Annotated in this window: 13 protein-coding genes; all 13 read right to left on the reverse strand. The window is 42.0% G+C overall.

The window, feature by feature from the left end; all coding sequences use genetic code 11:
* Positions 1–28: 28 nt before the first annotated feature.
* The 13 genes from ACH0BF_RS03160 to ACH0BF_RS03220 all read right to left on the reverse strand — a co-directional run bounded on the left by ACH0BF_RS03160 (position 29) and on the right by ACH0BF_RS03220 (position 15,108).
* A complete protein-coding gene (locus ACH0BF_RS03160) occupies positions 29–799 on the reverse strand; it encodes a dioxygenase family protein (protein ID WP_406908832.1) in 771 nt (256 codons plus the stop codon).
* Positions 800–862: 63 nt separating this feature from the next.
* A complete protein-coding gene (locus tag ACH0BF_RS03165; RefSeq protein WP_120036724.1) occupies positions 863–1,405 on the reverse strand; it encodes an FAD synthetase in 543 nt (180 codons plus the stop codon).
* Positions 1,406–1,524: 119 nt separating this feature from the next.
* Complete coding sequence (locus ACH0BF_RS03170) at positions 1,525–3,072, reverse strand: 4-hydroxyphenylacetate 3-hydroxylase N-terminal domain-containing protein (RefSeq protein WP_340855136.1); 1,548 nt, start codon at positions 3,070–3,072, stop codon at positions 1,525–1,527.
* Between the two features lie 244 nt (positions 3,073–3,316).
* Positions 3,317–5,128 carry a XylR N-terminal domain-containing protein gene (locus ACH0BF_RS03175; protein WP_406908833.1) on the reverse strand — a complete coding sequence of 604 codons (1,812 nt, stop codon included), beginning with the start codon at positions 5,126–5,128 and terminating at the stop codon, positions 3,317–3,319.
* 146 nt (positions 5,129–5,274) lie between these two features.
* Complete coding sequence (locus ACH0BF_RS03180) at positions 5,275–6,465, reverse strand: MFS transporter (RefSeq protein ID WP_340855142.1); 1,191 nt, start codon at positions 6,463–6,465, stop codon at positions 5,275–5,277.
* 84 nt (positions 6,466–6,549) lie between these two features.
* Complete coding sequence (locus ACH0BF_RS03185; RefSeq protein WP_406908835.1) at positions 6,550–7,320, reverse strand: dioxygenase family protein; 771 nt, start codon at positions 7,318–7,320, stop codon at positions 6,550–6,552.
* 97 nt (positions 7,321–7,417) lie between these two features.
* Positions 7,418–7,675 carry a ferredoxin gene (locus ACH0BF_RS03190; RefSeq protein WP_120036716.1) on the reverse strand — a complete coding sequence of 86 codons (258 nt, stop codon included), beginning with the start codon at positions 7,673–7,675 and terminating at the stop codon, positions 7,418–7,420.
* 201 nt (positions 7,676–7,876) lie between these two features.
* Positions 7,877–9,202: an MFS transporter gene (locus tag ACH0BF_RS03195; RefSeq protein ID WP_120036714.1), complete on the reverse strand. Its 1,326-nt coding sequence runs from the start codon at positions 9,200–9,202 to the stop codon at positions 7,877–7,879.
* Between the two features lie 78 nt (positions 9,203–9,280).
* Complete coding sequence (locus tag ACH0BF_RS03200) at positions 9,281–10,306, reverse strand: 3-hydroxybutyryl-CoA dehydrogenase (RefSeq protein ID WP_340855145.1); 1,026 nt, start codon at positions 10,304–10,306, stop codon at positions 9,281–9,283.
* On the reverse strand, positions 10,293–11,393 hold the full coding sequence (locus tag ACH0BF_RS03205; protein WP_340855148.1) for an NAD/NADP octopine/nopaline dehydrogenase family protein: 1,101 nt from the start codon (positions 11,391–11,393) through the stop codon (positions 10,293–10,295). The genes ACH0BF_RS03200 and ACH0BF_RS03205 overlap by 14 nt, the downstream gene beginning before the upstream one ends.
* A 65-nt stretch (positions 11,394–11,458) precedes the next feature.
* Positions 11,459–12,883, reverse strand: coding sequence for an amidase (locus ACH0BF_RS03210; protein ID WP_340855151.1), 1,425 nt, complete (start codon positions 12,881–12,883; stop codon positions 11,459–11,461).
* Positions 12,884–13,255: 372 nt separating this feature from the next.
* Entirely contained in the window at positions 13,256–14,545 is a 1,290-nt protein-coding gene (locus ACH0BF_RS03215) for a TRAP transporter large permease (protein ID WP_340855154.1), read from the reverse strand.
* The gene (locus tag ACH0BF_RS03220) at positions 14,545–15,108 is read right to left on the reverse strand and encodes a TRAP transporter small permease (protein ID WP_340855157.1); all 564 of its coding nucleotides are present in this window, start codon (positions 15,106–15,108) and stop codon (positions 14,545–14,547) included. The genes ACH0BF_RS03215 and ACH0BF_RS03220 overlap by 1 nt, the downstream gene beginning before the upstream one ends.
* Positions 15,109–15,132: the final 24 nt, after the last annotated feature.

Here is a 15,132-nt window from a genome sequence, read left to right on the forward strand (position 1 = left end):
CCCCCTTCCCTCTTCAGTAACTTCTTTCTCATTCCGTCCGCATAACGAAGTCCAGTGAAGCTTCTTTATGATCATCTTTGTCTACAAGCTTCGTTAATAAAGAAGAACGGACGCCGTTGGCTACATCTGTATCGAGCCACTCATCACCCTCAAAGAATACTTGCGTAATCAATGTTTCATGGCCCTCTTTTTCAAATTTCATGTGAATATGAGCTGGACGGTAGGAATGATAACCAGCCGCTCTTACAAATTCTCCGGTTGGCCCGTTCGTTGGAATTTGATAAGGAACCGGTACGATGGAGTGTACTTCAAACTGGCCATTATCATCTGTATAGAAATGTCCTCTTAAATTGTAGTGGGGAGCATCAGAATCAAAGTTAGAATAATAGCCGTCCGCATCATCCTGCCACCATTCTACTCTCGTATTAGATAAAATCGTTCCATTTACGGAGCGGACACTGCCACGGAATACAAGCTTATCCCCTTTTTCATCCGGTCTTTGCGGGACGGCGAAAGGTTTCTCTTTCAGTAATGGAGTTCCTTCTACAAAATAAGGGCCAAGAAGCGACGGCTCTGTTCCAGGAAGGCCCTTATATTTTGCTTCTAATACATATGTTTCTACGAATACATCTAAAAACAGAGGAATTTCCCCGCTCGTGCCTAAACGGTTTGCCCACTTCACAAAGTTTGTATATTCTTCATGATTGATTTGCTGCTCATCCAAAAAATTCTTCATATGCTTAACGAAGCTCTCATAGATTTCCACCACTCGTTTACTTTGGGCAACAGATTCTATCATTTTAATTCCTCCCTATTTCAATTTATTTTTTTATAAGACTCTTTCGCTCAAGAATCACTATATTTAAGCGCCGGCAAACAAATCTCTTCCGAGAAGCTCATTTGCCAGCTTTTCTTCCTGCTCATCAAGTAAGTTTCTTATTCGTGTAGAAGAAACCGGTTGTCCGTTTGCACACTTAACCAGCGGATGAATAAATGTATGAAAACGGGCAGCCAATTCTTTCGTTGTTCCTTGTTTGCCTTTTCCAAATTGAAAATTTGGCCCTATCCATACCTCTTGTGGAGACAAGGCTTCCAATTCTTTTAGAAAGTCTTCAGCACTTCTTGCCACGTAATCTTCATCAAATCTTGCAATAATGGCATAATCGATACCAAGCTTTTTTAAAAATCCGACTTTTTCCTCCACAGTCGTTAAAATCATTTGATTTTGAAAATAGGGTCTAGGAGGAGGATCAAACGTATAGACTACCGCAGGAACATTTAACTGGCGTGCCCGATTGACCGTCTTCTTGATAAGCGACTGGTGCCCAATATGAATGCCGTCAAAAGCGCCGATCGTCACGACAGATTGCTTCAGCTTTAAATTATGGTTTTTGATTACTTCCATAGAAGTTCCCTCCATATCCTATGATTGATGCAGCGTCTCCTTAACGGCCTGTTCACTTCTCCTCCAATAGAGCTTTTTTTGAAAACAGCCAGTGAAACTCTTCCGGACTCTCTTACTGGTCACTTTGAAAAATAGCTGACATCGTCGGGGTTTATCCATGTGTCATTTTTCCAGCCGTCTAAGTCGTAATCATTCATACACGCTTCAACGAATTTCTCCATCCTCTCTGCCTCTCCGCTGCTAGTAGCGACAACGAGGTTTTCAAGCCGGATATTTTCGTGATTTCCAGAATAATTTCTTTCATACAATTCGTGTCTGCCGCCGTATTCTGTTCCTACTACGTCCCAAAGCAATTTAATGAGCTTGATCTTATTTAAGGCATCTACATCATTGGAGCCTCTGTACAGCTTATCGATGATAGAACGGAGCTCAGGATTTTTAAAGTCTCGTACGCTGGAAGGTTGAACGATTAAGCTGCCTGCCACGACGTTTTCAATAATCTCTTTAATTTTCGGCCAGCCTTCTGACATAAAGACCCGATAGGCGAGCCCATAATTTAAGTTTGGCAGCACCGTGCCATTCTTTCCTTCATTTGGATTCATCGCCATGGCGTCACTTAAAGCCCAGAACATATTTTTCCAAGCAATAACCTCTCCGACATTCGCCTGCACACCGCGGAATTGGTCGGTTCCATTCACCTTAACCGCTTTGATCAATAAGCCGGCGATAAAGTCTAGCTTTACTGCTAGTCTTGTAAGGCCATGGAAAGTAAAACGATGTAAGAATCCGCTCTCTGCAAAGAAGTTATTAATCTTCTTCACATCTTTATAAATTAAAATATTCTCCCAAGGGATTAAGGCATTCTCAAACACCAGCACGGCATCATTTTCATCAAAGCGGCTGCTCAACGGATAATCAAATGGGCTGCCCATAACAGCCGCGTTCATTTCGTACGAAGTCCGGCACACTAGTTTGACACCTGGCGTATCCATCGAAGCTACAAAGCAAAGGGCCATGTTTTCATCCTTAATAGGAGCTGCCCCGTAATGAGCCACAAAGTTATAGTTGGTTAGAGCGGAGCCGGTGGCGACCATCTTGGCACCGCTAACGATGACCCCTTCCTCTGTTTCTCCCACTGCTTTAATAAAAATATCTTGCACCGCTTCTAATGGTTTGTTACGGTCCACTGGTGGATTAATAATCGCATGGTTGAAAAATAAGTTCTTTTCCTGTGCTTCCTTGTACCACCTTCTTGCGTTATCTGCATAAGGAGCATAATAATCAGGATCAGCACCAAGCGTTGCCAAAAAAGACGCTTTGTAATCGGGAGACCTTCCCATTTGCCCATAAGAGAGCTTTGCCCATTCAGCAATGGCATTGCGGGAAGCTAAGAGATCCTCTGCTGTTTTATCAAATTGGAAAAATTTTTGAGTGTATCCACCGTTGCCGGTATCCGTTTCGGCCGTTAAAACATTTTTTGTTTTTTCATCATGCAAGGCATCATAAAGCCGGGCGATTGAACGGGCCGAGTTACGAAAAGCGGGGTGAGTGGTGACATCTTCTACTTTCTCGCCATAAATCCATATTTCACGCCCATCTTTTAGACTTTCCAAATATTCTTTTCCTGTTAAAGGCCGGTTGGTGGTTGCCGTTTGTTGTGCATTCATTATTATTCCTCCTTATTTTGCCTCCTTGTTATAAAGCGCTTTCATGTTGTAAATATATTATCCTGAATAATTAGAATAGTTTGAACTGTAAAAAAACGTGGTATATCTCTAGTTTTGTTTCATATTTTGTGGTTTCGCTTTTAAATGAGAGTAAAGTATAAATTTTGTCCTATTCTTGATCCAATGAAAGCACATAAAGGCCGCCGATCGGCTCCAAAAGGAACGGACAGGCGGCCTTCTCTATTTATATTTTTAACGCAGCAAAAGGGGAATCTCCCTCAATGATTCTCAAGGCAAAATACACTTGGACAGCCAATTGACAATTAAAACGACCAATGCCAGTCTTTAAGTCAGATCGGCAAAGCGATTCGATCTTTTCTATCCGATAACGCAATCCTGCAATTGATAAATGTAAGTCATCTGCTGTTTGCTGGAGATTGCCATTATGCTCTAAATAAGATTTTAATGTAATCACTAAATTCCCCTGATTTAATTCATCGTACTCAATGATATCTCCGATCGTCCTCTTGCAAAATTCGATCAGCTCTTGTTGATTACTGCCTTTAAAAAACATAATAACCGGCTCTAATTCTTCAAAGCAGGAGATCCTGCTATCAGTCGGATAGGCGGCCTCGATAAAATCACAAATATGGCAGGCATCTTCATAGCTTCTTGGTAAGTCTTTTAGATGATTTACCTTACGCCCGGCCCCTATGTATATCCTTATAGGCTTGAATTCTTTTTGAATAGCGGATTGCAGCTTGATTGAAAACCTTTCGATTTCCGAGTAGTCTTCTTCTGACAATATAAAAGTGATATATTGATCCTTTAAAAACACATCCGTGTCTGGATACAACAAACAAATATAATGAAGAATTTCTTTTCGTTTTAAATCGGTATCGACTTTCAGTGTAAGAATGCGGCTTGAATTTTTGGGGTTAAAATTGAAAATATGTGTGTACCTTTGAAGAGTATGTTCATCGTAATTATTATTTAATATTTCTTGAAAAAAATCTTCCTTTTTGCTCCAAAGCGCTTGTGTCAACTTGCGCTGATGAAACATTTGTATCGAGAAAACGGTAAGCGCCCGTTCAGTAATCATTCGTTCTTTTTGACATAGCTCTTTGTCGCCAATAACGACCAGACTTCCGAGATTTTCATTGTGAGCCCGAATGGAAAACGCATCAATCTGCTTTTGTCCTTCCTTATAAACGCCTTTATTCTCTCGCCAGTTTTGATAGGTCTTTTCATCAGCTAAGCAGACAAATGCACACTCTAACTTCTCAAAGTAATAATCAATCACTATGCTTTTTTGCAAAGTATTGGCAAGAAATCGAATCGTATCTGTTATACTCTTATCTTCGAGCAGCATATCTGTTAATTGCTTTTGAATTTGTTCTGATCGGGTGATATTTTCGTTTAACTGCTGCACTTCTTTGTAAGCATGATCTAGTTCAGACAGCAGCGATTCCGCCTTATAATAGCGCAAGTCCTGTTGATGGCGCTCATCCTTTTCATCAACGGTTTTTGCAACAAAGCGGCAATGTGCGTCCCCTTTCCCCTGGCACTCTTCCTCAATGACTAATACTTCCTTGCCAAACGTTTTAGTTAAATAACCGCTTGCATAACCAATCAATGTCCAGCAGACTGGGTCCTCGCTGCAGCCATAGTGATCAATATGCTCCACAGCTTCAAAAGAATTTTTCCAGAATCCCGTAAAATAAAGAACTTCCTCTGTTAGTTCAATTACATCCTGCTCGACGGTGGCGATCCCTTCTAAGGTGTGCAAATAAGGTCCTGCCAGTATAAGCTCTTGCTTTGAGTCCCAATCAAACATTTTTTCAATGGTTTCTCCGTCTCGATATCCCCATGCCCACCCGTACCTCATTAAAAATCCCTTTGCCCGCTCCATGCCTAACGTATTAACTAAATCTCTGCGCAGAATTCCTAATGCTTCTACAGGCACGAGAGCCATTCTTCTGTCGCTAAATTTAATTTCTCCAGTACGGGGATTTACATCAATTAAGTTCTCAAATAGCAGCTGATACGACTTCATTTCTCCCCACCCTTTGCTGAACAAAATATTTGCGCTTATAAATGTTCGTATCACAAATATTAGCAATATTCTTTCTATCTATAAACCACAAAAAAGTATAGCTCCAAGCTACTTTCATATACTTTTTTACAGTTGATAAAAACTTATTAAGCCTCCTGTCTTTGACTTGCCTGTTTGATTTCTACTGCCCTTTTCTTTTGAGCCCAATAATAAACAAAAAGTCCGAGCAAAATGTAGATAGAACTGCCTGCATATAAAATACCAATATCAAGCTTTTCTGTAAATATCCCAGCAGCGAATGAACCGCCGCCAATACCAATATCAAAAATAGATAGGAAAGTAGCGGTTGCTACGGATCGCCGATGTGGTTCAACCTCTTGAACAGCAATGGTCTGGAAGCTTGGAAAAAGCGTACCCCAGCCCATACCAATAAGTCCTGCTGCAACAAAAAATAAAACAGCTTCTTTTGCCATTCCGAGACAAAACATTCCTGATGCGAATAAGAGAATCGATGGAAAAACAATAACATTTTTTCCATGCGCATCAAACCATCTGCCCGTAAAAGGTCTGCTTATCATTAAAACAGTGGCATACACAGCAAAAAAATAACCCGCTTCTCTCGCTAGTCCCCGCTCATCAGCGAATACCGGCATGAAAGATAGAACAGAAGAATAAGCGAAAGAAAAAAAGGCTCCTGTAATGGCAATCGGAATCGTCGTTTTTTCGAAGGCAAAAAATTTTTTTGAGCCTGGCAATGGTGTAACTTGCTGTTCTTTAGGCAGTCGTACTGTACAGCCTAAAAGAAAGGCAGACAAAGAAAAAAATGCCGACACAAAAAACAAACTATGAATACTAAACCCATCCAATATCCTTAAACCGATGAAAGGCCCTATCACCATCGCTAAATTGGATGACATAATAAAATAACCGATCCCTTCCCCCTTCCGAGAATCAGGTACAATATCAGCGACAATAGCAATGGTGACAGTAGTGGCAATCCCAAATCCAAGTCCATGGATAAATCGAATAAAGAGCAAAGGTATAATGGAAGAAAAAAAACTATAAGCAATCGAAGAACAAACGAAAATCAACAATGAAATAAGGAAGATAGCCTGCTTTCCATGTTGTTCAATCCAGCGGCTGGTAAACGGCCTTACGACGATAGCGGCTCCCAGTAAAACCGTTGTAAACAGTCCGGCTGTTGCCCCTGATACATTATAGTGTTGGATGGCGGCTGAGGGGAGCGTAACGAGCAAAGCATAATAAGCTAAAAATAAAAAAAAGTTGGCGAGTGATAGAAATAAAAAATCTTTTGTCCACAGTGCATTTCTCCCCATATCTCCATCCCTTTCAAAAAATTAGTGATTCTATTATCTAGGAAGAAAAAGAAGGAAGAGCTTCTCTTCCTTCTTTTCCCTTCCTTATTCAGTTCGCATAACAAAATCTAACGAAGCTTCTTTATATTCTCCTTTATCTATCAGCTTAGTAAGCAAAGAAGAACGAACCCCTTTAGCTACATCTGTTTCGAGCCACTCATCCCCTTCAAAGAATACTTGCGTAATCAGAGCTTCATGACCTTCTTTCTCGAATTTTAAATGCAGGTGGGCCGGCCGATAAGCGTGATAGCCGGCAGCCCTTACAAATTCTCCTGTTGGACCGTTTGTTGGGATTTGATAAGGAACCGGTACGATCGAATGCACTTCAAAATGACCATTTTCATCTGTATAGAAATGACCTCGTAAATTAAAATCAGGCGCATCGGAGTCAAAATTAGAATAGAATCCGTCCGCATCATCCTGCCACCATTCTACTCTTGTATTAGGCAGCGGCTGGCCATTCACAGAGCTGACATTTCCACGAAATACTAGTTTTTCCCCTTTTTCATCTGGTCTTTGCGGGATAACAAAAGGCTGTTCCGTTAACAACTGCGTTCCTTCTACAAAATATGGACCAAGAAGAGAAGGCTCTGTTCCTGGAAGAGTTTTATATTTTGATTCAAGTACATGTGTTTCAACGAACACATCTAGAAACAAAGGAATTTCACCGCTTGTACCTAGGCGATTTGCCCAATTTACGAAGTTTGTATATTCTTCATGATTGATTTGCTGTTCATCCAGAAAGTTCTTCATATGCTTAACAAAGCTTTCATAGATTTCCACAACACGCTTATTCTTAGCAACAGACTCGATCATTTGAATTCCTCCTCTAGTGAATCTCTTATTTTAATTTATTGATTTATATCAACCAGGCTAAAAGCACAATCCCTGCATTAAAAAAGATAAATCCCTTTCAGATTGCTTCTTCATACTTCAGTGGATTTCCGTGAAAAGGGACATCTGCTACTTTTATTGACTCTGTTGGACATCCTTCGTATGCTTCTTCCAGATCATCGATCAATTCTTCAGGCACGTCCATCGTTCCTTCATTTTGATCAAGAATTACATAGGAAATTCCTTCATCGTCATAATCAAAAATTTCAGGGGCGGCCGCTCCACAGGCCCCACAGGCGATACACGTCTCTTGATCGACGATGGTATACTTCGCCATTAGTCTCCCCTCCTTTACTCTAAAGTGCCGTATTAAACGAGCCATCATGTTAACGCTTTCAACATTGTCTTAAACTTTACTTATGATTTCATTCTAAATTCTCAAAACAGTTTTCACAATATACTAACAGGTTTGATAATTCAGATAATTTAGTATGAAACAGTTGGATTTTCTGTCTGGTTCGATACATCGCCGGATGCTTTAGTGTAAAGATGCAGCAGACGAAATTTCCCTCTCATGTTCTTCCTGTGCTTCCTCCGCTCCAGCATAGCTTTTAAGTAGAAGTGAGGCGATGAACGTAACGATGGCAGCGAAAACAATATAACCGCTAACAGCATAAGCAGTGCCGAATTCATGTAAAAGGAATGTACAAATAAGCGGTGCTACCCCTCCGGCGATAATTGATCCAAATTGGGAGCCTAGTGACAATCCGCTATAGCGTAATCTAGCAGGAAAGCTTTGGGCAACTAACGCTCCTTGAGGCCCAACTTGCATACTATGAGGAATCATGGATAAAGCAGTAGCTAAGAAAATGACCATAGGAACACCTGTATTAATCAGTCCAATATACGGGAATGCCCAAAGGAAAGTAACCGCTACGCCGATTAAATACATCTTCTTAATCCCAAACCGATCAGCCAGGTAACCGAATAAAGGAATACAAAAAACCATTACACAGCTTGCTGCTGTGTTAGCGTTCACTAAAAACTGCTTATCGACCGCAAATGTTTCGATTCCATAATTGATCATCAATACAGTATAGACATAAAAAGGGCCGTTTTCAGATAGCCGGACTAAAGCAGCTAAAATGATCTCCTTTGGATGTTGTTTGATTACATCTACTACAGGCATACGAGACACTTTTTGTTTTTCTTGTACATTTCTGAAAGAAGGAGTTTCGGGTATTTTTGCTCTAATAATCAACCCCATGACAAGCAGAACGACGCTAAAGAGAAAAGGTATGCGCCACCCCCACGTATAAAAACCGTCACCCGATATATACATGATCAATGAAATAACGAGAGAAGATAATAAAAGGCCCGCGGACACTCCCATTTGCGGCCAACTGGCCATTAAAGCCTGCCTCTTCTTTTGTCCCCATTCCATCGAAAGCAAAACTGCTCCTCCCCATTCTCCTCCTACTCCGATTCCTTGAATTAAACGTAACAGAACGAGCAAGGTAGGTGCCCACATGCCGATGCTGTGATAAGTAGGCAAAAGTCCCATAGCCAAACTGCTGAATCCCATTAAAAACATCGTCAGCACGAGTGCATTTTTACGTCCGACCCGATCGCCGAAATGACCAAAAATTGCGGCACCAACCGGACGAGCAAAAAAGCCGATCGCAAATGCTCCAAAAGACTGCAAGGTTGCTAGATAAGGATCGGCATCAGGAAAAAACACCTTTGGAAAAATCAATGCCGAAGCCGTAGCATATAAGAAAAAGTCATACCATTCAATAACGGACCCGAATGTCGCAGCAACAGCAGCACGTCTTCCCATTTTCTTATTCGTCTCGCTTTTCATAGAATTACTCACCTCTCAAAAATTATAGTGTTCTGAATTGAACCACTGACGAATGTTCACTAGCATATCTCCCATATTTTAGTGTTTTTTTATTCCCTCCTCCCTAACCGTAAGAGAAGCTTCTTTAGGGGAAGCAATGAATCCTAGATGCTGCAGCAAATCAATAAATTTTCGCAAAGTCTCTATTTGATATTCATCGACATTCTGATCATCAAATGAATAAAATCCTCGCTGTGCTTTCATCCCAATATCTCCTGTTTCCATTTTGTTCTCAATTATTTTCGGTGGCGCAAATCTGTCTTGCTTCAATGAATTTCTTAAATAATGACTCGCATGGAAAAGGGTATCGGCACCGCCCCAATCAATGAATTCTAATAGCCCAAGCACGGCAAATCTCAAGCCGAAGCCAATCCGGGAAGCTTTATCAATGTCTCCAATGGAAGCGACGCCCTCCTCTGCAAGACGGGCAGCTTCATTCATGGCCAACGCTTGAATTCTTGGAACAATAAAGCCTGGAGAAGGAGCACACATAACAGGCACTTTTCCCACGCCTTCAAGAAGCTGGAACATCGCTTGCAACGCTTCTTCACTCGTTTCATCGCCTGGACTTACTTCAACCAGCGGAATTAAGTAGGCGGGATTGAGCCAATGTGTATTCATAAATCGACCTCTCTCAGTAACAAACCCCGCTAAATGATTTACCGAAAAAGAAGAGGTTGTTGAAGCGATAAGCATATTCTCTGGAAAGAGGGGGCATAAACGAGCAAAGACTTTTTCTTTCACCTCCAATATTTCAGGCACTGCCTCAAAGAGCACATCAGCCCCCTGCAAGATATCCATTTGGTCTTGTATAGAACCAATCGAAATCTGATCTAATAAAGAAGAAACAGATTCCTTTGGGAACACATTTGCTGCTGCTAGAAGGTGAAGCTGGCTCTCCATTTCAGTAAATGCCGCTAATTTTAATTGCTGGAATTCATTCTCTCCTCTTTCTTTAACATCGATAAGACCCACCCGATACCCTTGATAAGCAAAAGTTAAGGCAATCCCTCTCCCCATTCGTCCAGCTCCGGCAATGGCAATGATTCCCCTAGTTGACTTCATATTGAACCATTCCTTTTCGCAACAGCTCTTGTACTTCGTCTTTCGTTTTATTGGCAAGTCCTAAGCTTTCAATTGTTCTTCCAGTCCCTCGCAGATTTTCTCCGATTACACTTGAAGCAATGGCCAAAAGCCCAGCCGCTGTTGGAACGGGGATATTCAGCCACTCACCAAGCGACACAAGAAAAGCAAGACCACAAGCAACGTCCTCTCTCATATAGCGATGGGTCTTTAACTCGAGCGGTTCGAACCAATCTTCTCCATCTACAAGCTTTTCATGGGCACCGTTTCCATACATCCATTCTTCACCGTCTGGATTATAATGATCGTCGAGTGGAAAATGAGGCGCTTTGTATCCTAGCGCTTCACGAATTTTAATTCTTTCGGCATCGAGGGCCTTATGAACATTTCGAATCGCTGGCTGTGTGCCTTCATCATGTATATCCCACTTGTCAAAATGCTCAATGGGACCGGCGTTCATTAATATTAAGGGTGGGTGAATAATAGGACCGGCATTCATCAGCGCCCCATCAAGTGCATCCTCGATAAGCTCCACCGCTGGATAAGCTTCTTGTAATATTTCAAAGGCTTTGCTGAATTGATCACTTGGAAATACACCGGTTGGAAGCCGTGTTGCCCGGCCGGAAACGGAGACTGTTCGTTCATCATACTTTCTTGCCAGATAAGGCAGCGTGCCTGTTTCTGCAAATAGAACATTTACTTTGCAGCCGGCTTCTATTAGAGTTTTTGACATGACATAGCTGCCGAATGTTCCAGGTGGCAGGAAAATCACTTGCCCCTCTTCAAGAACGGGAGCAAGCTGCTTGGCGAGTGACTGCTGGGTAGTAGCCGGCAAAGGAATGACAATAAGCTTTGCCCCTTCAATAGCTGACTTTAAGTCAGGTGTAGCCAATTTTAATGAAACATCTCGTATTCCTTTTGCATCCTTTAACTGAATAGATTGTGTATTTAATACCTCTTGGAATGCCTGCTTGTCTCGTCTCCATAACCGAACCTCATGGCCTTGCTCTGTTAAATCGACCGCGGCTGCATAGGCGCCATTTCCACCGCCAAGTACGGCAATCTTCATCTCATTCTCCTCCTCATTTTCTTTTTTTGAAAAGTTAACTATCTTCCAATGAGGCTTAGCCCTTATTAGCTGCTCGCTTCTTTAGAAAAATAATGCGTATTTCCTCTCAATGCCTTCGCCCATTGTTCCGATTTTTCATAGCAATCTCCTATTTGGAGAACTTTTTGATCAGAAAAAGGTTTCCCAATTAACTGAAGGCCAACAGGAAGATTCGCTTCTATGAACCCACAAGCAACAGATAAAGCAGGAAAACCTAATATATTGGCAAGCGGCGTTTTTCCAAGTGTGAACATATTGCTGATTGCCTGCTCTGGAACCATCGTGCCGATTTCAAAAGGAGGCTTTACGTTTGTTGGGCCGACAAGCGCGTCTATTCCTTGCATTTGTTCCAATGTTTTTCTGACAAATTGCTTCCTTATCCGCTGAGCATTAATGTAGGCAGTTGCAGAAATATCACGGCCGAATTGGAAGCGGTATTTTAAGTCCTCTCCATAAAGATCTCCGTATTTTTTTAGCAGCGGCTCATGGAAAGAGACCACTTCTGATTGGGCAATCACTTTTAGTGCCTCAAGAGCCCGCTCTATTCCCGGCAGTTCAATCGGAACAATTTCTGCTCCCAGCGCTCTTAAATGTTCGAAAGCCCGGTCTATCACCCTTCTGATGCTCTCATCTATTCCCGCAAACATATAAGCTTCATGAAAACCGAGTTTGATTCCTTGTAGATCTGTCAATGAGTGACGGAACAGCACTTCTTGATCTTTTTTGACAGAGGAAAAATCTTTTGGATCATATCCTTTCATTGCCTCAAGCATAATGGCAGCGTCTTTTACAGTTCTCGTCATCGGCCCAATATGGTCGAGTGACCAGCTAAATGGAAAACATCCTTCTCGGCTGACAAGGCCATATGTTGGTTTGAATCCAACCGTCCCGCACATAGCTGCCGGCAATCGAATCGACCCCGCTGTATCTGTTCCGACTGCTGCAAATGCCATCCCTGTTGCTGTTGCTACGGCCGATCCTCCGCTTGATCCTCCTGGTATCCTTGTAAGGTCCCAAGGGTTTTTTGCACTCCCATAATGGGGGTTTTCCGTTGTCGCTCCCATGGCAAATTCATGCAAATTTGCTTTTCCGACAATCACTGCTCCTGCTTCTTTTAACTTTTGCACAGCGAAAGCATCTTCACTAGGAATCCACTGTTCAAATATTTTTGATCCCCCTGTTGTTCTAACTCCTTTTGTTTGCAGCAAGTCTTTCACAGCAATTGGAACACCATGTAACGGACCTCGCCAATTTCCTTTTTGTATCTCTTTTTCCGCTTCCTTTGCTTGCACAAGAGCTTCTTCTTTCGTTATGGTGATGAAAGCGGAGAGTCCTGGTTCATGAAGATCAATTCTTTCAAGCGTTAGCTTCGTTAACTCTACTGGCGAAATTTTTTTATTCCTCACTAATTCCCCAACGGTTTCAATTGTGTCAAAAAGAATATCACTCATTCTTCATGCTCCTTTAACTCTTCCAACAAAAAAGCAAAAGCAGGCTCTTCCCCTACTAATTTCAGTTCTTCTTCCTCGAGGATGTCTTGTAAAAATTCCATTAACGTCACTTGCTCTTCCTCCTTTTTTATTGGCTTTGTTATACTTGTTTGTTGATTTTCACTGCAGGCGGACGCTTTCCGCGGTCGGTCCGGTCCGTGAGCCTCCTCGTCGCATGCACTCCTATGGGGTCTCACCAGGACACGCTTTTCCCGCTGGAGTCGCCGCCTTCCGTTACAATCAACGATTAAAAAACAGCATTTACCTTTAACAGAGCTTTTTATTAAAAACAGAAATAGATCCTGTCCCGCGAATGGAGAGTTGCCAGGTCAATCAAACAAAAAATAAGATGATTTGAGGAAAAAGAATCAGTAATCCAATAAACAGAATATACGTAACCAAAAAATAAGAAGCTCCTTTGAATACGGTCGTAACAGGAGTCTGAGGTGTTAACCCCTGCACGACAAAGACATTGACACCAACTGGTGGAGTAATGGCTCCCATACTCGTTACGACACAAAGTATGACGGCAAACCAAACCGGATCATATCCGAGTGCAACGACTGTTGGATAGAAAATAGGAATAGAAATAATTAAAAAGCCAAGTGCATCCATGATGGAACCGCCGATGACATAAATAAGCAAAATCGCAAGCAACACAACAATCGGCGGAACAGGAAGCTGATTAACCCATTCAGCCACAGTAAATGGCAGCCTTGTAATCGTTAAAAACCGGCCAAATACCATGGCTCCAACTACTAACATCAACACCATGGCAGAAGACTTAAGAGTACCGGACATTGCTGTTTGAAATTTTCTCCATGTTATTTTTTTCATGACGATAGACAAAACAATCGCTCCGAATGCACCAAATGCACCAGATTCAGTGGGAGTAAACCAGCCTTTGTACAGACCGCCGATTACGAATACGAACAGAAGAGCAATTGGGATAACATCCCTGAGCGAAGCCATTCTTTCCTTCATAGTAGAACGCTCACCAGCAGGCCCATATTCCGGATTTCTTCGACAGATAAACACGACTGTCATGATCAAGAGAATTGTAAGCAAGAGTCCCGGCACGATGCTTGCCACAAATAATTCCTTAACGGACTGTTCCATTTGCAGTGCCAAGACGATCAAGACCGTGCTGGGGGGAATAATAATGCCAAGCGTACCTCCTGTTGCAATACTCCCTGTACTAAGTGCCTTATCATACTTATACTTATCAAGTTCTGGAAGGGACATGGTCGCCATAGTGGCAGCCGTTGCTGAATTGGAACCGCAAATGGAAGCAAAACCAGCACTAGCTAGAATAGTCGTGCTCGCCATTCCCCCCTTCAAATGACCAATCCATTTATAGGCTGCCTGAAAAAGTTTTTCGGTAATACCTGTTCGAAAAACCACTTCACCCATTAAAATATAAAGCGGCACAACACTTAATGAATAACTGGAAAATTGATTCCATAAATCAGCGCTTAATACGTTGTAAGCAGCTTGTGGAGAAGCAACGAGCAAGATGCCCACAAACCCTACGATGAACATGGCAAAGCTGATCGGCATTCGCAGAAACATAAAGACGAACAAGACAGTAATCCCTATGAGGGCCAATAGATTAGGGTCCATTATGCCACCTCCCTCCAAATCAAAATAGTTTCTTTCAAGATTGCCATTACTAAACTGAAAAACCCCACAGAACAAAGAATGACAAGCGGATAAAAAGCCACCTGTATCGTTTCAGAGACAACGCCGCTGTTCATTAGATCCAGCCCGTATGAAACAATCTGCCAAGCGGCTATTAAGAAAAAGCCCATACTGAGCACATTCATAAACGAATGAATAATTTTTTGGCTCCTATTTGGCAACTTATTAACGAGGAGATCAATATACACATGGCCTCTATGCAGTTGGGCATATCCAAGCGAAAATACGGCCGTGATCGCACCAAGCCAACTAACGAGTTCCACCGTACCTGCAATTGGATCAGAATAAAGCCGCTTAACGGCATTAAACACTACTAATAACATCATGCAAACGAGAGCAAGACCGGCCAGAATGGCCAAGCCTTGGTTTAAACGGTCTATCATTTTAAAAAACACATTCGATTCACTTTCAAGGTTCGCTGTCTCCTCCAAATCGATCGGCTGAGATTTTTCTTCCTCCAACGAAATCGCCTGTTTATTTTCCATCTGTTCACCTCCTTGTACATAAAT

This window comes from Pseudobacillus sp. 179-B 2D1 NHS (genome assembly GCF_045370945.1).
In the GTDB taxonomy this organism is placed as follows: domain Bacteria; phylum Bacillota; class Bacilli; order Bacillales; family Domibacillaceae; genus Pseudobacillus.

Excerpts from the sequence above, each read along its gene's own strand:
- ACH0BF_RS03165 (WP_120036724.1), bottom strand. The coding sequence starts at position 1,405 with ATGGAAGTAATCAAAAACCATAATTTAAAGCTGAAGCAATCTGTCGTG.
- ACH0BF_RS03220 (WP_340855157.1), bottom strand. The coding sequence starts at position 15,108 with ATGGAAAATAAACAGGCGATTTCGTTGGAGGAAGAAAAATCTCAGCCG.
- ACH0BF_RS03160 (WP_406908832.1), bottom strand. The coding sequence starts at position 799 with ATGATAGAATCTGTTGCCCAAAGTAAACGAGTGGTGGAAATCTATGAG.
- ACH0BF_RS03170 (WP_340855136.1), bottom strand. The coding sequence starts at position 3,072 with ATGAATGCACAACAAACGGCAACCACCAACCGGCCTTTAACAGGAAAA.
- ACH0BF_RS03190 (WP_120036716.1), bottom strand. The coding sequence starts at position 7,675 with ATGGCGAAGTATACCATCGTCGATCAAGAGACGTGTATCGCCTGTGGG.
- ACH0BF_RS03185 (WP_406908835.1), bottom strand. The coding sequence starts at position 7,320 with ATGATCGAGTCTGTTGCTAAGAATAAGCGTGTTGTGGAAATCTATGAA.
- ACH0BF_RS03195 (WP_120036714.1), bottom strand. The coding sequence starts at position 9,202 with ATGAAAAGCGAGACGAATAAGAAAATGGGAAGACGTGCTGCTGTTGCT.
- ACH0BF_RS03175 (WP_406908833.1), bottom strand. The coding sequence starts at position 5,128 with ATGAAGTCGTATCAGCTGCTATTTGAGAACTTAATTGATGTAAATCCC.
- ACH0BF_RS03200 (WP_340855145.1), bottom strand. The coding sequence starts at position 10,306 with ATGAAGTCAACTAGGGGAATCATTGCCATTGCCGGAGCTGGACGAATG.
- ACH0BF_RS03210 (WP_340855151.1), bottom strand. The coding sequence starts at position 12,883 with ATGAGTGATATTCTTTTTGACACAATTGAAACCGTTGGGGAATTAGTG.
- ACH0BF_RS03180 (WP_340855142.1), bottom strand. The coding sequence starts at position 6,465 with ATGGGGAGAAATGCACTGTGGACAAAAGATTTTTTATTTCTATCACTC.
- ACH0BF_RS03215 (WP_340855154.1), bottom strand. The coding sequence starts at position 14,545 with ATGGACCCTAATCTATTGGCCCTCATAGGGATTACTGTCTTGTTCGTC.
- ACH0BF_RS03205 (WP_340855148.1), bottom strand. The coding sequence starts at position 11,393 with ATGAAGATTGCCGTACTTGGCGGTGGAAATGGCGCCTATGCAGCCGCG.